Origin of the sequence: Marivita sp. GX14005, from assembly GCF_023370775.1 — a bacterium.
Lineage (GTDB): Bacteria > Pseudomonadota > Alphaproteobacteria > Rhodobacterales > Rhodobacteraceae > Marivita.
The window spans coordinates 140,796-159,359 of the sequence record NZ_JAMCCQ010000001.1; the positions used below are offsets into that span (position 1 = coordinate 140,796).

Annotated in this window: 23 protein-coding genes; 8 read left to right on the top strand and 15 right to left on the bottom strand. The window is 62.1% G+C overall.

Features of this window, described 5'->3' with window-relative positions; all coding sequences use genetic code 11:
• Positions 1–7 precede the first annotated feature (7 nt).
• From M3465_RS00730 to aat, 5 genes are all read left to right on the top strand, one after another.
• On the top strand, positions 8–763 hold the full coding sequence (locus tag M3465_RS00730; RefSeq protein ID WP_249499789.1) for an ABC transporter ATP-binding protein: 756 nt from the start codon (positions 8–10) through the stop codon (positions 761–763).
• 113 nt (positions 764–876) lie between these two features.
• Positions 877–1,161 (top strand): hypothetical protein, encoded by a 285-nt coding sequence (locus M3465_RS00735; RefSeq protein WP_249499790.1) that lies wholly within the window; start codon positions 877–879, stop codon positions 1,159–1,161.
• A gap of 188 nt (positions 1,162–1,349) precedes the next feature.
• Positions 1,350–1,838: an acetyl-CoA carboxylase biotin carboxyl carrier protein gene (gene accB, locus M3465_RS00740; protein WP_249499791.1), complete on the top strand. Its 489-nt coding sequence runs from the start codon at positions 1,350–1,352 to the stop codon at positions 1,836–1,838.
• Positions 1,839–1,850: 12 nt separating this feature from the next.
• Entirely contained in the window at positions 1,851–3,209 is a 1,359-nt protein-coding gene (gene accC / locus M3465_RS00745; RefSeq protein ID WP_249499792.1) for an acetyl-CoA carboxylase biotin carboxylase subunit, read from the top strand.
• Between the two features lie 32 nt (positions 3,210–3,241).
• Positions 3,242–3,877, top strand: a complete 636-nt coding sequence (aat, locus tag M3465_RS00750) for a leucyl/phenylalanyl-tRNA--protein transferase (RefSeq protein ID WP_249499793.1) — start codon at positions 3,242–3,244, stop codon at positions 3,875–3,877.
• Here the strand turns inward: aat and M3465_RS00755 are convergent.
• From M3465_RS00755 to M3465_RS00770, 4 genes are all read right to left on the bottom strand, one after another.
• Complete coding sequence (locus M3465_RS00755) at positions 3,841–4,203, bottom strand: DUF2155 domain-containing protein (RefSeq protein ID WP_249499794.1); 363 nt, start codon at positions 4,201–4,203, stop codon at positions 3,841–3,843. The two genes, aat and M3465_RS00755, sit on opposite strands and share 37 nt — an antisense overlap.
• A 34-nt stretch (positions 4,204–4,237) precedes the next feature.
• Positions 4,238–4,621 carry an NADH:ubiquinone oxidoreductase subunit NDUFA12 gene (locus M3465_RS00760; protein WP_249499795.1) on the bottom strand — a complete coding sequence of 128 codons (384 nt, stop codon included), beginning with the start codon at positions 4,619–4,621 and terminating at the stop codon, positions 4,238–4,240.
• A 158-nt stretch (positions 4,622–4,779) separates the two neighbouring features.
• A complete protein-coding gene (gene clpX, locus M3465_RS00765; RefSeq protein ID WP_249499796.1) occupies positions 4,780–6,045 on the bottom strand; it encodes an ATP-dependent Clp protease ATP-binding subunit ClpX in 1,266 nt (421 codons plus the stop codon).
• A 147-nt stretch (positions 6,046–6,192) separates the two neighbouring features.
• Positions 6,193–6,822: an ATP-dependent Clp protease proteolytic subunit gene (locus tag M3465_RS00770; protein WP_249499797.1), complete on the bottom strand. Its 630-nt coding sequence runs from the start codon at positions 6,820–6,822 to the stop codon at positions 6,193–6,195.
• A gap of 143 nt (positions 6,823–6,965) precedes the next feature.
• Here M3465_RS00770 and M3465_RS00775 point away from each other — a divergent pair, with 143 nt between their 5' ends.
• Positions 6,966–8,177 carry an FAD-binding domain-containing protein gene (locus M3465_RS00775; protein ID WP_249499798.1) on the top strand — a complete coding sequence of 404 codons (1,212 nt, stop codon included), beginning with the start codon at positions 6,966–6,968 and terminating at the stop codon, positions 8,175–8,177.
• A gap of 63 nt (positions 8,178–8,240) precedes the next feature.
• Here the strand turns inward: M3465_RS00775 and M3465_RS00780 are convergent, their stop codons facing one another.
• The 11 genes from M3465_RS00780 to M3465_RS00830 all read right to left on the bottom strand — a co-directional run bounded on the left by M3465_RS00780 (position 8,241) and on the right by M3465_RS00830 (position 17,721).
• On the bottom strand, positions 8,241–9,506 hold the full coding sequence (locus M3465_RS00780; protein ID WP_249499799.1) for an NAD(P)/FAD-dependent oxidoreductase: 1,266 nt from the start codon (positions 9,504–9,506) through the stop codon (positions 8,241–8,243).
• A gap of 57 nt (positions 9,507–9,563) precedes the next feature.
• Positions 9,564–10,274, bottom strand: a complete 711-nt coding sequence (locus tag M3465_RS00785; RefSeq protein ID WP_249499800.1) for a c-type cytochrome — start codon at positions 10,272–10,274, stop codon at positions 9,564–9,566.
• A 41-nt stretch (positions 10,275–10,315) separates the two neighbouring features.
• Entirely contained in the window at positions 10,316–10,960 is a 645-nt protein-coding gene (locus M3465_RS00790; protein WP_349305014.1) for a c-type cytochrome, read from the bottom strand.
• Positions 10,944–12,218 carry a sulfite dehydrogenase gene (gene soxC / locus M3465_RS00795; protein WP_249499801.1) on the bottom strand — a complete coding sequence of 425 codons (1,275 nt, stop codon included), beginning with the start codon at positions 12,216–12,218 and terminating at the stop codon, positions 10,944–10,946. Before soxC ends, M3465_RS00790 begins: the two co-directional genes overlap by 17 nt.
• A gap of 19 nt (positions 12,219–12,237) precedes the next feature.
• Entirely contained in the window at positions 12,238–13,935 is a 1,698-nt protein-coding gene (gene soxB, locus M3465_RS00800; RefSeq protein WP_249499802.1) for a thiosulfohydrolase SoxB, read from the bottom strand.
• A 95-nt stretch (positions 13,936–14,030) separates the two neighbouring features.
• Positions 14,031–14,885, bottom strand: coding sequence for a sulfur oxidation c-type cytochrome SoxA (soxA, locus tag M3465_RS00805; protein WP_249499803.1), 855 nt, complete (start codon positions 14,883–14,885; stop codon positions 14,031–14,033).
• Between the two features lie 83 nt (positions 14,886–14,968).
• Positions 14,969–15,298 carry a thiosulfate oxidation carrier complex protein SoxZ gene (gene soxZ / locus M3465_RS00810; RefSeq protein ID WP_249499804.1) on the bottom strand — a complete coding sequence of 110 codons (330 nt, stop codon included), beginning with the start codon at positions 15,296–15,298 and terminating at the stop codon, positions 14,969–14,971.
• 33 nt (positions 15,299–15,331) lie between these two features.
• The gene (gene soxY / locus M3465_RS00815; protein ID WP_249499805.1) at positions 15,332–15,748 is read right to left on the bottom strand and encodes a thiosulfate oxidation carrier protein SoxY; all 417 of its coding nucleotides are present in this window, start codon (positions 15,746–15,748) and stop codon (positions 15,332–15,334) included.
• 29 nt (positions 15,749–15,777) lie between these two features.
• Positions 15,778–16,254, bottom strand: a complete 477-nt coding sequence (gene soxX, locus M3465_RS00820) for a sulfur oxidation c-type cytochrome SoxX (protein WP_249499806.1) — start codon at positions 16,252–16,254, stop codon at positions 15,778–15,780.
• 126 nt (positions 16,255–16,380) lie between these two features.
• On the bottom strand, positions 16,381–16,959 hold the full coding sequence (locus tag M3465_RS00825; RefSeq protein ID WP_249499807.1) for a thioredoxin family protein: 579 nt from the start codon (positions 16,957–16,959) through the stop codon (positions 16,381–16,383).
• Between the two features lie 24 nt (positions 16,960–16,983).
• Positions 16,984–17,721 carry a cytochrome c biogenesis CcdA family protein gene (locus tag M3465_RS00830; RefSeq protein ID WP_249499808.1) on the bottom strand — a complete coding sequence of 246 codons (738 nt, stop codon included), beginning with the start codon at positions 17,719–17,721 and terminating at the stop codon, positions 16,984–16,986.
• 72 nt (positions 17,722–17,793) lie between these two features.
• On the opposite strand from M3465_RS00830, the gene M3465_RS00835 reads away from it, so the two are divergent.
• The gene (locus tag M3465_RS00835; RefSeq protein WP_249499809.1) at positions 17,794–18,189 is read left to right on the top strand and encodes a thioredoxin fold domain-containing protein; all 396 of its coding nucleotides are present in this window, start codon (positions 17,794–17,796) and stop codon (positions 18,187–18,189) included.
• 18 nt (positions 18,190–18,207) lie between these two features.
• Complete coding sequence (locus tag M3465_RS00840) at positions 18,208–18,543, top strand: ArsR/SmtB family transcription factor (RefSeq protein WP_249499810.1); 336 nt, start codon at positions 18,208–18,210, stop codon at positions 18,541–18,543.
• Positions 18,544–18,564 lie beyond the last annotated feature (21 nt).

Below are 18,564 nucleotides of genomic sequence, written 5' to 3' on the forward strand. Positions count from 1 at the left end.
CACAGCCATGAACGTCAAACCCGATTTTTCAAAACATGCCAACATGGCCGAAACGGCCCCCGCCTTCCTGTCGGTCTGGGACATGCACAGCTATTACGGCGAAAGCTATATCGTGCAGGGCATTTCCTTTAACGTCCACGAAGGCGAGATCCTCGCGCTTCTGGGCCGCAACGGCGCCGGCAAGACGACAACGCTGCGCTCCATCGCGCGGATGGACAGCCCGCAGGTCAATCGCGGCGAGATCTGGCTCGATCACCAGCCGTTGCAAAGGATGAAGAGCCATGAAGCGGCGGGCGTCGGCCTCGGGCTCGTGCCGGAAGACCGCTGCATCATCCCTGGCCTCACGGTCGAGGAAAACCTGCAACTGGCGCAGATCGCACCGCCGATCGGCTGGTCCATCGAACGACTCTACGATCTTTTCCCGCGTCTTGGCGAACGGCGCAAGCAGGAGGGCGTTACGCTCTCGGGCGGCGAGCAGCAGATGCTGTCCATCGCCCGCGCTCTGGCGCGCGACATCAAGGTGCTGCTGCTCGACGAGCCCTATGAGGGCTTGGCCCCGGTGATCGTTGACGAGATCGAGAAGACCCTGCGCCACATCAAGGAACAGGGGATGACGACGATCCTCGTCGAACAGAACGCGGTGCGGGCGTTGCAACTGGCGGACCGGGCGATCATCCTCGATACCGGCTCCATCGTGTTCGATGGAACGGCGCAGGAGGTGCTGGAGAACGAGTCGCTGCGCGCGGAATATCTCGCGATCTGAGCAGACGATTTCGCGATCATTCGAGTCAAATCCGGGGTAGATCGGCGATGCGGAGGCTGCGTCGTTCTGCTAGGCTTTGGGGGTGCGGGGCGTCATGTCGAAAGGACACTACCATGCCGTCAATTCCTCAAGGCTCCAGCCTGGTTCCGCCGGTCGCACGCAAACCGGATGTGCATTGCACTGAAAACGCGCTCGTCGCGCCCGCACCGCAAACACCTGCTCTGTGCACCGAGAGCGATGGCGCGACTGAAAGCGCCGCGCCTGCCGCGCCGCCTTCGGCGGTGCAGATGCAGATCTCGGCCCTGATCGAGGAACAGGCAAAGGCGGCGCAAACCAAGGGCGATGCCGCGCCGCCCTCGAACCCCTATGATCGCAAAACCGACCCTGGGTTGCGCTGAACAAGGGGTTTGGTCCGCTTTTGAGGCGCTCCTTGACATATTCCTCGCCCGCTTACCCTTGCTCCCGTGGCTCAATCGGTGCAAGGAAAGACATCAATTTCGGGCGGTGCCTATCGGCAAAGCGACCTGACGGTGCGACGCATCGCGGGCGCGGATAGGCGGCGACAACGAACCGGGCGAGGAACGGCATGACGAAGAACAAGCACAACGAGGATGTGGCCTTCATCGAGGCGCTGGCGCAGTTGCTGCGCGAGAACGATCTGACGGAGCTTCAGGTCAAACGCGAATATGGCGAGGATGACAGTCTCAACGTCCGCGTCAGCCGAGTTGCCCAAGCTGCACCGACCATCGCGGCTGCCCCGGCGCCCGCGCCCGCCGCTATCGCGGCCCCGGCTCAATCCGCCGCTCCTGCCCCCACGACGCCGGAAGATCCGGCCGATCACCCCGGCGCCGTCACCTCGCCGATGGTCGGCACCGTCTACATGCAAGCCGAACCGGGCGCGCCGGCCTTCATCTCCGTCGGCCAGCAGATCAACGAAGGCGACACGCTGCTCATCGTCGAGGCGATGAAGACGATGAACCACATTCCTGCGCCGCGCTCAGGCACGGTCAAGCGCATCCTCGTCGAAGACGGGGCGCCCGTAGAATATGGCGCGCCGCTCGTGATCCTCGAATAATCGGGGGGTGCCATGTTCGATAAAATCCTGATCGCCAATCGCGGCGAAATCGCCCTTCGCGTCATTCGCGCGTGCCGCGAAATGGGCATCGCCAGCGTCGCCGTCCATTCCACCGCCGATTCCGACGCCATGCATGTGCGCATGGCCGATGAGGCGATCTGCATCGGTCCGCCTTCATCGACCGACAGCTACCTGTCGATCCCGGCCATCATCTCGGCCTGCGAGATATCGGGCGCGCAGGCAATACATCCGGGCTACGGGTTCCTGTCGGAAAATGCCCGTTTCGTGCAGATCGTCGAAGATCACGGGCTGACATTCATCGGCCCGACCGCAGAACATATCCGCATCATGGGCGACAAGATCACCGCGATCGAAACGATCAAGGCGCTTGGCGTGCCTTGCGTGCCAGGCTCCGGCGGTGCCGTGACCGATCTGGAAACGGCGCAGACGATCGGCGCCGAGATCGGCTATCCTGTCATCGTGAAGGCCACCGCCGGCGGCGGCGGGCGCGGCATGAAAGTGGCGCAGAACGCCTCGGAGATGGAGCGCGCGTTCCAGACGGCGCGATCGGAAGCGAAAGCGGCTTTCGGCAATGACGAAGTCTATATCGAGAAATACCTGACCACCCCGCGCCATATCGAGGTGCAGGTCTTCGGCGACGGCAAAGGCAACGCCGTTCATCTCGGTGAACGCGATTGCTCTTTGCAGCGCCGCCACCAGAAAGTGCTCGAAGAGGCGCCCGGCCCCTCCATCACCGAAGAGGAGCGCGCGCGGATCGGCAAGATCTGCGCCGATGCTGTGGCTCGCATCAACTATGCCGGCGCCGGCACGATTGAATTCCTTTACGAGAACGGCGAGTTCTACTTCATCGAGATGAATACCCGCCTGCAGGTGGAACACCCGGTGACGGAGGCGATCTTCGGCGTCGATCTGGTGCGCGAACAGATCCGCGTCGCCGAGGGGATGCCGCTGTCCTTCACCCAGGACGATCTGAGCATCAACGGACACGCGCTCGAAGCCCGGATCAATGCCGAGAAGCTGCCGAACTTCTCCCCCTCCCCCGGCCGCATCACGCAATATCACGTGCCAGGCGGGCTTGGCGTGCGGATGGACAGTGCCCTTTACGACGGCTATTCGATTCCGCCCTATTATGACAGCCTGATAGGAAAGCTCATCGTGCATGGCCGCGACAGGGACGAGGCCCTCGCGCGCATGTCGCGGGCGCTGGGCGAGCTGATCGTGGACGGCGTGGACAACACGGTGCCGCTTTTCCGTGATCTGCTGGAAGATCCCGATATCCAGAGCGGCAATTACAACATCCACTGGCTCGAACGCTGGCTCGAACGCACCTATGCTGCGCCCGAGGGATAACCCGCCCCGCGCATTGACCCGAGGCGCTTGCGATGAGCGTGACCGCTGATCTGCTTCTGAAGGCCTATCGCGCCGGCGTGTTTCCCATGGCGGAACATCGGAACGATCCAGAGCTGTTCTGGGTCGATCCGCATCGGCGGGGAATCTTTCCGCTCGATGGCTTTCATATCTCGCGCAGCCTGGCCAAGACGTTGCGCCGGGATCGGTTTCAGGTCACGCGCAACCGCTGCTTCGACGATGTGATCGACGCCTGTGCCGATCGCGCGGAAACCTGGATCAATCCGCAAATCCGTGCGCTTTATCTCGAATTACACGCGCGCGGTGCGGCTCATTCGGTCGAGGTCTGGGATACGGATCGTCTGGTCGGCGGAGTGTATGGCGTCACCGTGGGCGCGGTCTTCTGTGGTGAGAGCATGTTCTCCTACGAACGCGATGCGTCGAAAGTCGCGCTGGCCTGGCTGGTCGATCTGCTGCGCCGTGCCGGGTTCGTCCTCTTCGACACGCAATTCCTCACCGATCATCTCGCGTCGCTTGGCGCGGTCGAGATTTCGCGCAGCGACTATCATCGCCGGTTGTCCAAAGCCTTGCGCCACGCGGCCGATTTCGAAAGCGTGCCGCTCGCTTCATCCGGTCAGGACGTGGTGCAGCGCAACACCCAGACATCATAACGGGGGTGATCCATCGCGTTGAGCGCCGGCGAGGACGCGATCATCCATCCCTCGAAGGCCGGCAGGTCATCGCCGTTTTCCCGAACTGTGATGGAGGCATAGGCCTCGCCCGCTGCATTGCCCTGCGGATAGCGACATTCATGCGCCGTGATCTCGATCCGACCGACGCGCTGCGATTGGCGCGCGGGAATTTCCACATCGCTCACCTGCCCGGTCAGCTTGTCCAGCGCCCGCACCGTCACCCCGGTTCCGGTATCGGTCGCAATTTGCGCCCCCGCGACGGCGGCAGCGAGGCCGAAGACTGCGATCACGGGAAGTCTCCACATCACGCGCACCTGCCCCCGGACGAATGGCAGCACCCTATTCAGGGCGCCACGCCTCGTAATCCTTCCGCTCCGCCGGAACGGGGCGGCGGATCGATCCATCGGGCGCATAGGCCAGCGCAGTGCCGGTCAGGTTCTCCTGATGCGGTTTGACCCACGGCTTCTTGGGCAAGGGCCGCTCGCTCGGCAATTCGTCGAATGTATGATGCAGCCATCCGTGCCAATCGGGATCGACGCGGCTCGCCTCGATCTCGCCGTTGTAGATCACCCAGCGCCGTTTGCCGTCCTTTGAGCGGTAAAAGACGTTGCCTTGCGTATCCTCGCCGACCTTTTCGCCTTTGCGCCATGTGTAGAACTGCGTTCCCAGCGTCTGACTGTTCCACCAAGTCACGCTGCGCAGGAGGGTATTCATAAGGCCCATGGACGACTCCTCGGGTTTTCGTTTGCGCCCTTATAGGGCGGTTTTCGCCCCAAGGTCCAGCGCAGCTATGCCGCAGCGGTGGGCTTTCTTCCGCTGCTTTAAATGGAAAAAAGGGGATGCACGCACCCCCCTTTTCCATCGGTTCATTATAGTCGAGATCAACCCGCTGTTGCCGGCTCTTTCTTCTGATCGGCGTAGATCATCAGCGGCTTGGCATCGGATGTGACCGCCTCTTCATTGACGACCACCTCGACCACGTCATCCATGCCCGGCAGTTCGAACATCGTATCGAGCAGGATATCCTCGAGGATGGAGCGAAGCCCGCGCGCGCCGGTCTTGCGCTCGATGGCACGCTTGGCGATAGCGCTGAGCGCATCATCGGTGAAGGTGAGCGTGGTATTTTCCAGCTCGAAGAGACGCTGATACTGTTTGACCAGCGCGTTCTTGGGCTGTGTCAGGATGATGACAAGCGCATCCTCGTCCAGATCCTCGAGCGTCGCGATCACCGGCAAGCGGCCGACGAATTCCGGGATCAGGCCGAATTTCAGCAGATCCTCGGGCTCCAGCGATTTGAACGTCTCACCGATCCCCGCCTCGCTGTCATCCCGCACATCGGCGCCGAAGCCCATGGCAGAGCCCTTGCCGCGCTGCTTGATGATCCGGTCGAGCCCGGCAAAGGCACCGCCGCAGATGAAGAGGATATTGGTAGTATCCACCTGCAGGAATTCCTGCTGCGGATGCTTGCGCCCGCCCTGCGGCGGCACCGAAGCGACCGTGCCTTCCATCAACTTGAGTAGCGCCTGCTGCACGCCTTCGCCCGAGACATCGCGGGTGATCGAGGGATTTTCCGACTTGCGGGTGATCTTGTCGACCTCGTCGATATAGACGATGCCACGCTGCGCGCGTTCGACATTGTATTCGGATGCCTGAAGCAGCTTGAGGATGATATTTTCCACATCCTCCCCGACATAACCGGCTTCGGTCAGCGTGGTCGCATCGGCCATCGTGAAGGGCACATCGAGAATGCGCGCGAGCGTTTGTGCCAAGAGCGTCTTGCCGCAGCCAGTCGGGCCGATCAACAGGATGTTGGATTTCGCCAGTTCGATATCCGAGGATTTCTGCGAATGGTTGAGCCGCTTGTAGTGGTTATGCACGGCCACGGACAGCACCCGCTTGGCCAGCGCCTGCCCGATCACGTAATCGTCCAGCACATCGCAGATCTCGCGCGGGGACGGCACGCCATCGGTCGACTTCAGCCCGCCGCCCTTGGTTTCCTCGCGGATGATATCCATGCAAAGCTCGACGCATTCGTCACAGATGAACACCGTCGGCCCGGCAATCAGCTTGCGGACTTCATGTTGGCTCTTGCCGCAAAAACTGCAATAAAGAGTGTTTTTGCTGTCGCCGCCAGAATTCGTCGCCATGTCTTACCTTTCCCGACTCTGCTTCGGGGCGCCGCTCTTGCCAGACGCTCCCCTCATGCGTGTGCCGTATTTCCTATCCGAACCTTAGGACAGCGCGGTTTGGGCCACAACGGCAAAATACACCATCGCCGATGCGGCCAATCACGATTATTCGTCCTCGTCCTTCTTGACCCGGTTCTCGACGATCTCGTCGATCAGGCCCCATTCCTTGGCCTCTTGCGGGGACATGAAATTGTCGCGCTCTAGCGCCTGTTCGACCTTCTTGAGGCTCTGCCCGGTATGCTTGACATAAATCTCGTTGAGCCGCTTCTTGAGCTTCAGCGTCTCTTCCGCATGGATCATGATATCGGTGGCCTGACCTTGGTATCCGCCGGACGGCTGGTGCACCATGACGCGGCTGTTGGGCAGCGAAAAGCGCATCCCCGCCTCACCGGCCGTGAGCAGAAGCGATCCCATCGAGGCCGCCTGACCGATCACGAGGGTCGACACCTTCGGCTTGATGTATTGCATCGTGTCATAAATCGACAGGCCCGACGTCACAACGCCGCCGGGCGAGTTTATATACATGCTGATTTCCTTGGACGGGTTCTCCGCCTCGAGATGCAGCAGCTGCGCGACGATGAGCGAGGACATCCCGTCATGCACCGGCCCGTTCAGAAAGATGATCCGCTCCTTGAGCAGCCGCGAGAAAATGTCATAGGCCCGCTCGCCGCGGCTCGTCTGCTCCACCACCATGGGGACGAGCGTGTTCATATAGGTCTCGAAAGGATCGTTCATCTGTGCCTGCCTGAATTCTGGACCACCGATAGGGCGGAGCGGTTGCGAGTTGGGCAGAGACTAGTGTTGCCCTCGGGGGGCTGCAAGGGGGGTCGATGGCGTGCAGCTGTTGACCGCGCGGCCCCCGGGCTTATCTGCCGCCCATGCCAAGATCGTTTCCCCCATCCCGCGATGCGGCCCTTGCAACGCTTCGCGCCTTTATCCCGCATGCCGGACGCGCCTATGCCGAAGGCCGGAATTTCGACGATGCGCGCCGAAATGCCGTGTCGACCCTCTCGCCCTATATCCGCCACCGCGTGCTGACGGAACCTGAAATTCTGCGTGCCGCTCTGGCCGAACACGATATGCACGCGGCTTCCAAATTCGTGCAGGAGCTCTTCTGGCGCACCTATTTCAAGGGCTGGCTGGAGATGCGCCCGTCGGTCTGGCAGGACTACCGGAACGGCCTTCTGCGCGCTTGGGACGACGTTCAAACCCAGTCGCACCTGCGCGAGCGATGGCGGTCGGCCTGCACCGCCCAAACCGGCATCGACGGTTTCGATCATTGGGCGGCGGAACTGGCCGAAACCGGATACCTGCACAACCATGCCCGCATGTGGTTCGCCTCGATCTGGATTTTCACCCTGCGCCTGCCCTGGGAACTCGGTGCGGATTTTTTCCTGCGCCATCTGCTCGACGGCGATCCGGCCTCCAACACGCTGAGCTGGCGCTGGGTCGCGGGGCTGCACTCCCGCGGCAAGCACTATGTCGCCGCGCCCGATAACATCGCCCGTTTCACCGGCGGCCGTTTCAACCCTAAGGGCCAGTTGGCCCGCGATCCCGCACCGATCGACGGCCCGCCCCACCCCGCACCCATCGCCGCTCCGACCGGCGACAGCTTCGATCCCGGCAAACGCAGCGTGCTGTTGGTGCATGACGACGATCTCGAACTCGGCTGGCTCTTCGCGTTCGGGGTGTCCCCCGCAGCCACGGCAACGCTCGAGGCCGGCGCCGGTATCAGTCCGCTGAATGTGTCACCGAACGTCCTGTCCTTCAAACAAGCGCTGATCGAAGACGCAATCGCCCGCCATTCCCGCAATATCGGATCGCCAACGCGCAACCTTGAAACAGCCGAAGATATCGAAACATGGGCAAGCGCTCGCGGCGCCGAACAGATCGTCACCGCCTACCCGCCCGTCGGACCCGCCGCAACGATCCTGAACGGCGTCACCGCGATCCCGGTCATCCGCCTGCTGCGGGATTACGACCGCCTGACATGGCCCAACGCGACTGCCGGGTATTTCAAGCTCAGAAAGAAGATCCCGAAGATGATCGAGGCTCTCGATCTTCAACCGAAGCCCCTTTCTTCTCGTTGACAATACTCCGGGGGGTTTGGGGGGCTGGCCCCCCAACCGGTCGGATCGCCCAGCGATCCGATCCTATCCGAACATATCCGTCGTGATCCCCTTATACCAGCCGAGACTCTCCTCGAAGGTCTGCTTCCGCAGCGCCGCGTCTTCGCCGGTCTGGCTGATGAACCCGTCGACCTTGGCGATCTTCTCGTCGGTCGCCTCATAGGTCGCGCCCACCTTTACACCGTCCTCCGTGTCGATGAGCGACCAGCAGGTGTTCGAGAATTTCGCCGGAAACACGCGCGCACCGGTCAGCGCCCCGCGCACCGCCATCGCCGCGACCTTGGCCTGACTGTTGGCCGAAAACGCCGATTTCGGCATGTCGCCCTGGTTCGTCGCATCTCCCAGGATATGAATGGCCTCGTCCATCCGCGATGTCATGTCATGCCCGTTTACCGGCGCCCAACCGCCCTCGGTCAAGCCGGCCGCGGCACAGATATGCCCCGCCTGCTGCGCCGGAATCACGTTGACGACATCCGCCTCGACGATTTCGCCGTCGATATCGACGCGCATCGCGCCGGGATCGACAGATACGTTCTGGCCGCCGAAATCGGGGCCGATCCGCTCGATCATACCGGTGTAGTGCTTCTGCCAGCCTTCCTCGAAAAGCGCTTGCTTGGAAAACTTCTCCTTCGGATCGACGATGAGGATCTTGGCGGTCGGGTTGGTCGCCGTGAGCACATGCGCCACCATCGAAATCCGTTCATACGGCCCCGGCGGACAGCGATAGGGGTTGGGCGGCGCGATCATCACGAAGGTGCCGCCTTCCGGCATCGCCTCGATCTGCGCCTTGAGCAGTTGCGTCTGGCTGCCGGCCTTGTAGGCGTGGGGCATCGCGTTCTGTGCCGAGATATCCCAACCCGGCACGGAGCCGTCGACGAAATCGATGCCGGGGCTCAGGATCAGCCGATCATAGGGCAGCGTTCCACCTCCGGCCAGCGATACGGTCTTCGCATCGCGGTCGATGCCGGTGGCCCAGTCATGCACCACATTGATCCCATACTCCGCCGCGAGCCTGCCATAGGAATGCGCGATGCTCTGCAGGTCACGAAAGCCGCCGAGATAGAGATTCGAGAAAAAGCAGGTGTAATAGCTTCGGCTCGGCTCGACCAGCGTGACGTCGATCTCGCCGGCGCTGTCCTTGGCGATATAGCGCGCCGCCGTGGCGCCCCCCGCCCCGCCGCCGATGACGACGACCTTCGGTCTGCCCTCCGAGGCGGCGTGCAGCATTGGCGCGGACATCGATGCCGCCGCCAGACCGGTTCCGACGAATGTTCTTCTGCTGAGTTTCATGGTCGTTCCTCCCTACGTTTTACCCTAACCCCAAATCTTCGCTGCGGGAAACGATCCTTACCGCGCTTCGGCGAAATACGCCGCCAGAGCGGCAATCTCTTCGTCCGACAGGCGGCCGGCCATCATTTGCATCACCGGATGCGGTCGCAGCTTGCGTTTGTAGGCATGCATCGCGATCACGAAATCCTCGACCGGCCAGCGCGTGATCGACGGGATACCGGCATCCGATCCGTCCTGCTGGTGGCACGTGGTGCACTCGCTCGAAAGATAGGCGCCGTATTCCGCGTCGCCGACAAGCGCCAGAACCTCTGCCGAAAGATCGACCTCGCGTGCCCGCGCGGTCGGCGCGGCTTCGGGTATGTTCTGAGGATCGTCGGAATACCGGCGCAGATAGGCCAAAACATCGGATCGGTCCCGCGACGAGGCGATCCCGCGAAACGACATGCGCGTGCCGGTGACGAGCGCCTTGGGGTTCTCGAGATAGGCATCGAGATGCTCCAGATCCCAGATCAGCCCGTCCGCCGCCGCCCGCTCGAGCGCCTTGGAGTAGAAAAATCCGGTCACGGCCCCGGCTTTGCGGTCGAATATGCCGTTGAGATGCGGGCCGATCCCGTTCTCGGCACCCGGCCCGACCTCATGGCATCCGCTGCACTGCTCGAAGAGGACCGCGCCGCGCCCCGCGTCGCCAATGGCGCGCGCCTCCTCTTCGGCCCCGGCCCCTGCCGGGGTCAGAGCAATAAGAAAAGCCGCAAGCGCGCGCGCTGTCATCGTGTCTCAACCATCGCCATTCATACTATACCAAATACCGGTCAATTCGTATCCGCCTCGTCGGGCGTCACGTCGAGCACCGTGGCACGCATGGTGATCTCGACACTGTCCTTGCACGCGGTCATGCAGGGCTCGCGCCGCCATTGCGGATATTCCGCCTCGGCACGGTCATCGACGATGAACCCGTCAGCGTTCGGCATCTCCACTTCAAGGAAATTCTCGTTGCTCAGAACGAAATCGTCGTCGACCAGGAAATTGGAGTAGAGGATATAGGCCACGATGGCGTAGACCTCATCCGGCTCCAGCGACTGGGCGTTGCCATAGGGCATGGAGCGATGGACGTAATCCCAGGCGGTTGAAAGATAGGGCCAATAGCTGCCGACCGTCTTGACCGGATCGGCATCCGCCAGCGTGCCCTCCCCGCCCGCCAGTTCCGGCCAGTTGCCGACGCCCTCGGCGAATTCGCCGTGACAGGCGGCGCAATTGTCGGAAAAGAGCCTCTCTCCATCAGCCACCGATCCAGAGCCGACAGGCAAACCGCTGCCATCGGGGCGCACATCCAGATCCCAGGCAGCGATCTCTTCGGGCAATGCCTCGCGGCCAAGGCCGAACGTGTCGCCCGCCATGGCCTGCGTTGCAGCAAGCGCGACAAACGCGACGGTGATTGCGCTAGGAAACTTCGACATTTTCCGCCTCCCCGTTCTGCATCACATGCCAGGTCTGGATACAGTTGTTGTGATAGATCGAGTTTTCGCCGCGCACTTCGCGCAATTCGTCCTTGGTCGGCTGGACATATCCGGTCTCGTCCATCGCCCGCGCCTGAAGCAGCATCTCTTCGCCGTTCCATGTCGTGTCGAGATAGAAGCGCGTCAGCGCCATCTTCTCGCCCGGCTTGGCCAGCCGCGCGGTCTCCCATGTCTTGCCGCCGTCCTTCGACACATCCACCCGCGTGATCGCGCCGTGGCCGGACCAGGCCAAACCGGAGATGACCAGCGGCCCGTGGCCGTGTTTGATCGGGGATTGCGGGCTGGGCGATGTGATGACGGATTTGGCATCCATCACCCATGTCCATTTGCGGCTGGTGCCATCGGCCAGCGTGTCGGTGTATTTGCTGGTCTCCTCGCGGCTCTCGACGGGGCCGTCCATGACCTCGATCCGGCGGATCCATTTAACCCACATATTGCCTTCCCAGCCCGGCACGACGAGCCGCACCGGATACCCGTGCTCCTTGCGCAGCGCCTCGCCGTTTGCCTTGAACGCAACGAGCACATCGTCAAGCGCCTTTTCCATCGGGATCGAGCGCCCGTTCGAGGACGCATCGGCGCCTTCGACAAAGACCCATTTGTCCGCCAGATCGCCGGCCGCATCGAGCCCCGCTTCTTCCAGCAGGGTGCGCAATGGCACGCCGGCATATTCCATGTTGTGGATCATGCCGTGGGTGAACTGCGCCCCGTTCAGCTGCGCGCCGGCCCATTCCATGCCGGTATTGGCCGCGCATTCGCAGAAATAGACATGGTTCTCGCGCGGGAAGCGTTCCAGATCGTCATAGGTGAAGACCAGCGGAGTATCGACAAGCCCGTTGATCATCAGGCGGTAATCTTCCTTGCGCAGCTCGATCGCGCCGGAATGATGCCGCTCGAAGGCGCAGCCCTGCGGCGTGATCGTCCCGTCGAGCGCATGGATGGGCGTGAAGTTGATCGATGAAATCGTATCGGCGGTCAGCCATTCGACATTGCGGCGGATCACGTCGCTCTCGTATTCGATGGGCATGCCATAGGGATGCGCATCGACGGAATCGCCGAAATAGATCGCCCAGTCCTGCGGTTCGGTGATCAGCGGATCGGGTGATTGCGCCCGCGCCGCGGTGCCCGCGGTCAGGCCGGCCGCGGCGGCCGCCGAGCCGCGCAGGAACGCGCGGCGGGAGGGTTTGAAACTGTCAGACATGTCTCACGCTCTGCTTGAGTTACGCGCCCACAACGGTGACGCTGTCATTGTCGGAAACGGTGACGGTGCCGAGCTTGGCGATATGCGCCTCGACCACGTCCCAGATTTTCGGCCCTTCGGTGCCTTCGTTGACGGAGGCCCAGCCCGCGATGACGTAATTCCGCCCCGGATCGATGGGCTCGCCCGTCTTGAGAAGGGTCATGTCGCTGATGCGCTCGCCCTGCGGCTTGCTGATGTCGATGCGGTAGCCCAGCCCCCCGGTGCGCACCATGTCGCCGCCCTGCTGGTAATAGGGATCGGGGTTGAAGATATTGTCGGCCACATCCTCCAGCACGATCTTGAGCATCTCGCCGCTCATCTCGCTCCGGTAGGCTTCGCCATAGGTCATCGAGGTGACGTTCCAGATATCCTCGCGGGTGATATCCTGGCCCGGAATCAGGCTCGGCCCCCAGCGCACGCCCGGAGACAGCGCGATTTCGGCCTCGCGCTCGCTCAGCAGCGCGTCGCAGATCAGGTTGTCCCAGGAGCCATCGAAATTGCCGCGCCGGTAAAGCAGGCTGTCGGTCTGGCCGATCACCTCTTTCAGCTCGGCCTCATAGGGCGCGCGTTGCTCATCGATGAGCGCGGTCATCTCCGCATCGGGTTCGATCACGTCCGAGAAGATCGGGATCAGCTTGTGACGGAAGCCCATCATCCGCCCGTTCTGCACGTTCAGATCGACGCGGCTGACGAATTTCCCGTTGGACCCGGAAGCGACGATGATCGTATCGCCGACCAGCACCGGCTCGGGCAGCGCGTCATGCGTATGGCCCGACAGGATCACATCGATCCCCTTGACCACGCCGGCCATCTTCTTGTCGACGTCGAAGCCGTTATGGCTGAGGCACACGACAAGCTCCGCGCCTTGCGCGCGCACCTCGTCGACCATCGCCTGCATGTTCTCGTCGCGGATGCCGAAACTGTATTCGGGGAACATCCAGCCCGGATTCGCGATCGGCATGTAGGGGAAGGCCTGCCCGATCACCGCGATCTTGACGCCGCCGCGTTCGAAGAACTTGTAGGGCGGGAAAAGCTCTGCCGGCTCGTCCCATTCGGCGTCGAAGATGTTCTGGCCCAATGCGGCAAAGCGCAGCCCCTTGACGATCTCGGCCACGCGGTCAGAGCCGAGCGTGAATTCCCAGTGGAAGGTCATCGCGTCCGGCTTCAACCCGTTCATCGCGTTGACCATGTCCTGCCCCTCGGTGTGATAGCAGGTGTAGGAGCCGTGCCATGTATCGCCCCCATCGAGCAAGAGCGCATCCGGCCGGTCCGCGCGGATTGCGTTCACCACCGTCGCCACGCGGTCGAGCCCGCCGACACGGCCATATTCCCGCGCCAGTGCCGAAAAATCGCCGGAGCTCAGTGCGTAATGCGAGGGGCTGCCATCGTCGATGCCGTAAAGCCGGCGGAACTCGGCCCCGGTGACATGCGGCACAACGCCCTTGTTCGCGCCGACACCGATATTCATCGACGGCTCGCGGAAATAGATCGGCTTGAGCTGGGCGTGAATGTCGGTGACGTGGATGAGAGACACGTTCCCGAACGTGTCGAACTGCAACAGCTGTTCCTGCGTCAGCGCCTGCTGTGCCGCGAGCCGGGACCAGTTGCCGAAACCCGACGCCCCGACAAGCGCAGAGGCCGCCATCGACACCTGAAGGAAATCGCGTCTTGAGATCATTTGGTCATGCCTTCCTCAATTTCACCCCACACATTCGCATGTGTGAATAATATATCTGTGCAAATCCCCGCACCGATTCCGGCACGGGGAATTGGCTAGTTGCGAACCGCCGGAGCTTCGACCGACAGGCCGTTGCCGCGCGAGGCGACATAAAGCTCGAGCGCCACGAATTCCGGCGAACCGGGCGAGTAGGTCTCGGCCCGTGTGTCGCGGATGCAGCCCTTGAAGCGGTTATGCTGCTGGATCAGCTTGGCCTGCTTAAGCCGGTAGGTCGGAAACCCGTTGATTTGCCCTTGGCTCAGGTGATCGGCGCGAATGTAATTGCCGTAATTCTCTTCATGGCAACTCGCGCAAGACAGTTCGAGCTGGCCGAACCGGGTGTAGTAAATTTCCTTGCCCTTTTCCCATGTCTCTGCCGCCGGGCCGTCGATGGCGACATTGACGGGCATGCCGCGAGATTGCACCGAGATTAGCGCCTCCATGGCGGTCATGTCGGTGCCGTCATATTTAAAGGGCTCCGCGCCCATGCGCTCCGTGCGACAATCGTTGATCTGCATGGCGAGCGTGCGCACCTCGCCGGCCTCTTCGTTCCACTTCGGATAGACCGCGCGGACGCCTTCCATGGAGTCCGGCCCTTCATGGCAAGAGGCGCAGGATTTCTCCGCGCTGCCTTCGGCGGTGTTCCACATATCCACCGCCTGATCGACGAAGATCATGCCGGGATTGTCGAACGTATCGGCCTGCATCGCCTGCGTGTCATCCTCGCGGAAATGCCAGCCCGACATGACCGTATCGATGCCGGTTTCCTCCATATGCGCCGGCGCGTCCGTCTTTGTGACCATTTCTTCGCCGTCGATGGCAAGCGTGTCATCATCCGGGCCGCCCGCGAACGCCAACGGCGCCGCGACGGCGAGCGTGGCGCAGAGCGCCGTCATCGCCTTCAGTTTCATTCCTGTCCTCCCCTTGGGCTATCCCGCCATTCATGTGCGGCGGGTCTTGGCGGTCCTGCCCCGAATGATGGGGCAGGATAGGATCAGCCGATGGCGATCGCCTTGGTTTCTTCGTAGACCGACCCGTCATCGTCGTACCAGGTGAACTTGTATTCACCGGCTTCGGGCACCTGGGCCTCGAACTCGAAATAGGGGTTGGTGGAAATCGCCGGTTCCATCTTCACATCGATGACGTTCTCGCCGTTGAAATCGCAGGTGAAGCGATTAATGATCGAGCGCGGGATGGTATTGCCGTCGCCATCCTTGCGCTGGCCGGATTCCATCGGGTGGCTGATGAGCGTCTTGATCGTGATCGCGTCGCCCGCCGAAGCGGATTTGGGAACCTTGACGCGGGGTTTTACTCCGGATGCCATGTCTTGATCTCTCCTGAATTGATGTGTCGGGCGTCAGCCGCCGCAGCCGCCGATGGTGACCTTCACGGTCTTGGCGCTGCGGGCGAAGCTGCCGTCTTCCAGCTTGGCGATGGCGATCACGTCCTGCGTTCCGGCCAGACGGATGCGCGTGCTCGCGGTTTGGGATGCAGCCAGCGGGCCGAAATTGAACGTCGCGACGGGCGGCGTCGGGTTGCCGGCGGCCAGCACCATGATGGCCGATGCGCCGGGAGCCGACACTTCGATCGGAACGGTGTTGCCGTTCTCCGCGATTTCGGGCGCGGTCAATTCGACACCGCTGTCACCGATATCGGCTCCGCCGGTGAACTCGGCGATCAGATCATCGACCGCGGCATTCGCGCGCAGCGGCAGAACGAAGCTCAGCGCCGCTGCTCCGCCAATCGCCAAGGCTTCGCGTCTCGTGAAATCCATCTTTCTCTCCTAACTCAATGTGGAACGGCTCAGCCGTCTTTCAGCGTCATGAGAAACGCCACCACGTCTTCGATCTCCTGTGCCGACAGGATCGGCTCAAGCTCCCCCTGCGCGGCCTTTCCGGTATAGCCGTCGCCGGGACGGATGAAGCCGCTGGTCTTGTAGAACGCCGGCATCACCGTGCCCTCGAACGTCTTTTTCGCGTTGGCGACGATGCCGCGCAGCTCCGCTTCGGTCCGGTATTCGCCGATCCCATCCAGCGTCGGGCCAACCTCGCCATGGAACGGCGCGTCCTTGAGAGCCGTCACCTCGTGGCAAGCGATGCAATTGCCCTTGCCGCGATTGATCATGATTTCCCGGCCGCGATCCGCATCGCCAGGGGTGCCCGAAAGCGACGCCTCGATCTCACCATACTCGGTATAATCGACCTCTGCCGGCACGATCGGGTTCGCCAATGCGGCAGACGCGCAAAGCGCGATAGCCGCCGAAATTCCTGTTAGCTTCATCCTTCCTCCCTTGCCGCCCGTCTTAGGTGCGGGCGAAATGTGGCTTTGCATACCGTAGGCCACCGACAGCGATTCACGCAAGATCAAATTCACATTCGTGAATAATTGAGTATGAATCTTTCGCCGTCAGTCGAAACTGCCATTGCTGCGCTCCTGGATGCGCCGCGCATGATAGCGCTGGAAATCCTCTCCATTATCAAGCAAATAGCGCTTTTCGTTGACCCAGGTGAACATATCGATGGTTGTGCCCTTCCCGAACGCGCCCGGCATGACCGCGACCGACGCCTCAAGCGCGGTCTGATCCTCGGGCACCTCCTCGGGCAGGAACACGATGCTGGGCGTGAACATCACGCGCCACCGCTGCGCCATGTCCTTTTCGGGCAGCGCCTCGCCATCGAAATCCGTCACCTCGATATCGCCATGCAGGTTCAGCTGCACGACAAAGAAATTGTCGGCGATATAGTCGCTGATCGCGGGGTCCGAGAACACCTCCTCATGCATCTGCGTGCAGTAGATGCAGCCGCGCTGTTCGAAGAAGAGAACCAGCCGCTTTCCCTCGGCATTCGCCTCTTCGAGATCCTCGCGCAAATCCTTGAACGTGTCGCGCATCCAGGGCTGCTTGTGCAGCCCGTCGTCACCCATTTCCGCCGCATGGGCCGGCAGGGCCATCATCAGCGCCAGCGCGCTCGCCATGAGATGTTTCATCCTTCCTCCTCCGTATTCAAAGCTTCATCCCAGCGACGACCACGCCGGGAACCAGCGCAGCATCGCGTTCGCAATCAGGTTGACGGTATCGGTCGCGATGAGCAGCGCGAAGACGATCAGCATACCGCCCATCACCCGTTCGGCATAGCCCAGCAGCCCGCGATTGCGCGCCGTCCAGCGCAGGAACGGCCCGGAAAACAGCGCCGCGACGATGAAGGGCAATGTCATGCCGAGCCCGTAGACCAGCAGCAGCGCCCCGCCCTTGACGACATCGCCCATGCCCCCCGCGATCATCAGGATCGACGCCAGCGCCGGGCCGACGCAAGGGGTCCAGCCGAAACCGAAGGCGAGCCCCATGATATAGGCGCCGAGCCACGTTGTCGGTTCGGTCTTCGCCTCGACCTTGGCCTCGCGATAGAGGATCGGGATCCGCACGATACCAAGGAAATGAAGCCCGAACGCGGCCAGAACCACCGCCGCGACATATCGCAACGGCTCGCGGTAGTCCGCGAAAGCCTGCCCGACCGCCGTGGCCCCCATGCCAAGCAGAACGAAGATCGTCGTCACGCCCAGCGCGAAAAGACACGCCGAAAGGACAAGGTTCCACGCCACGCCCTGTGGCACCTCTTCCTCGCCGCGCAGCTCGTTCATCGAAATTCCGGCCATGTAGCACAGGTAAAACGGCACCATTGGCAGGATGCAGGGCGTGAAAAAGCTCAGAAGCCCCGCAAGAGCCGCACCTGCGAAGGAAATGTCGAACATGGACCGAGATTCCTTGAATTATTCACATATTCAGATTAGGTGTTTTATGAAACAAAGGTCAATCGGTCGCACATGAATTCGCCGGCCCCATTCAGATCCATCGCCCTGTCTGCGGCCGTATTATGCGCCGCCGGCAGCGCCGTGGCCGATCCTCGGCTTGTCATGGTCGAGCAGCCGGGCTGCATCTATTGCCAGCGCTGGGATGCCGAGATCGCTCCGGCTTATCCCAACACGGACGAGGGGCAATTCGCCCCGCTTCTTCGCGCGGACTTGCGCAGCGGCCCGCCGGAGGGGATCACCTATGCGCGCCGCGTCGTTTTCACGCCGACTTTCATCCTGATCGAGAACGGCGCGGAACTGGGCCGCATCGAAGGCTATCCGGGCGAGGATTTCTTCTGGCCGTTGCTGGGCGAGATGCTGGGCGAGCATACCGATTTCGAGCCGGCCCCGGCGCAGGGCGGCAAATAGACGACCGGAGGCAGGGATATGGCACTTCCACAGCTGAGCCCGAATATGAAGCCCGACGATCTCGACCGGATCGCCGACAAAGCGACGACCGCGTCGAATTTTCTCAAGGCGATCAGTCATGAGGGGCGGCTCATGATCCTGTGCCACCTCGTTTCGGGCGAAAAAACCGTGACCGAACTCGAGGAACTGCTGTCGGCGCGGCAGGCGGCGGTGTCGCAGCAATTGTCGCGGCTTCGGCTCGAGGGGCTGGTGATTCCCCGGCGCGACGGCAAGACGATCTATTACCGGCTCGCCGATGATCGTCCGCGCAAGATGCTGGAATGTGTCTACGAGCTTTTCTGCCAGGACGACTGATCGCCTTGCCGGCGCCGCGAG

Coding starts and splice junctions, on each gene's coding strand:
- M3465_RS00730 (WP_249499789.1), top strand. CDS start 8: ATGAACGTCAAACCCGATTTTTCAAAACATGCCAACATGGCCGAAACG.
- M3465_RS00735 (WP_249499790.1), top strand. CDS start 877: ATGCCGTCAATTCCTCAAGGCTCCAGCCTGGTTCCGCCGGTCGCACGC.
- accB (WP_249499791.1), top strand. CDS start 1,350: ATGACGAAGAACAAGCACAACGAGGATGTGGCCTTCATCGAGGCGCTG.
- accC (WP_249499792.1), top strand. CDS start 1,851: ATGTTCGATAAAATCCTGATCGCCAATCGCGGCGAAATCGCCCTTCGC.
- aat (WP_249499793.1), top strand. CDS start 3,242: ATGAGCGTGACCGCTGATCTGCTTCTGAAGGCCTATCGCGCCGGCGTG.
- M3465_RS00755 (WP_249499794.1), bottom strand. CDS start 4,203: ATGTGGAGACTTCCCGTGATCGCAGTCTTCGGCCTCGCTGCCGCCGTC.
- M3465_RS00760 (WP_249499795.1), bottom strand. CDS start 4,621: ATGGGCCTTATGAATACCCTCCTGCGCAGCGTGACTTGGTGGAACAGT.
- clpX (WP_249499796.1), bottom strand. CDS start 6,045: ATGGCGACGAATTCTGGCGGCGACAGCAAAAACACTCTTTATTGCAGT.
- M3465_RS00770 (WP_249499797.1), bottom strand. CDS start 6,822: ATGAACGATCCTTTCGAGACCTATATGAACACGCTCGTCCCCATGGTG.
- M3465_RS00775 (WP_249499798.1), top strand. CDS start 6,966: ATGCCAAGATCGTTTCCCCCATCCCGCGATGCGGCCCTTGCAACGCTT.
- M3465_RS00780 (WP_249499799.1), bottom strand. CDS start 9,506: ATGAAACTCAGCAGAAGAACATTCGTCGGAACCGGTCTGGCGGCGGCA.
- M3465_RS00785 (WP_249499800.1), bottom strand. CDS start 10,274: ATGACAGCGCGCGCGCTTGCGGCTTTTCTTATTGCTCTGACCCCGGCA.
- M3465_RS00790 (WP_349305014.1), bottom strand. CDS start 10,960: ATGTCGAAGTTTCCTAGCGCAATCACCGTCGCGTTTGTCGCGCTTGCT.
- soxC (WP_249499801.1), bottom strand. CDS start 12,218: ATGTCTGACAGTTTCAAACCCTCCCGCCGCGCGTTCCTGCGCGGCTCG.
- soxB (WP_249499802.1), bottom strand. CDS start 13,935: ATGATCTCAAGACGCGATTTCCTTCAGGTGTCGATGGCGGCCTCTGCG.
- soxA (WP_249499803.1), bottom strand. CDS start 14,885: ATGAAACTGAAGGCGATGACGGCGCTCTGCGCCACGCTCGCCGTCGCG.
- soxZ (WP_249499804.1), bottom strand. CDS start 15,298: ATGGCATCCGGAGTAAAACCCCGCGTCAAGGTTCCCAAATCCGCTTCG.
- soxY (WP_249499805.1), bottom strand. CDS start 15,748: ATGGATTTCACGAGACGCGAAGCCTTGGCGATTGGCGGAGCAGCGGCG.
- soxX (WP_249499806.1), bottom strand. CDS start 16,254: ATGAAGCTAACAGGAATTTCGGCGGCTATCGCGCTTTGCGCGTCTGCC.
- M3465_RS00825 (WP_249499807.1), bottom strand. CDS start 16,959: ATGAAACATCTCATGGCGAGCGCGCTGGCGCTGATGATGGCCCTGCCG.
- M3465_RS00830 (WP_249499808.1), bottom strand. CDS start 17,721: ATGTTCGACATTTCCTTCGCAGGTGCGGCTCTTGCGGGGCTTCTGAGC.
- M3465_RS00835 (WP_249499809.1), top strand. CDS start 17,794: ATGAATTCGCCGGCCCCATTCAGATCCATCGCCCTGTCTGCGGCCGTA.
- M3465_RS00840 (WP_249499810.1), top strand. CDS start 18,208: ATGGCACTTCCACAGCTGAGCCCGAATATGAAGCCCGACGATCTCGAC.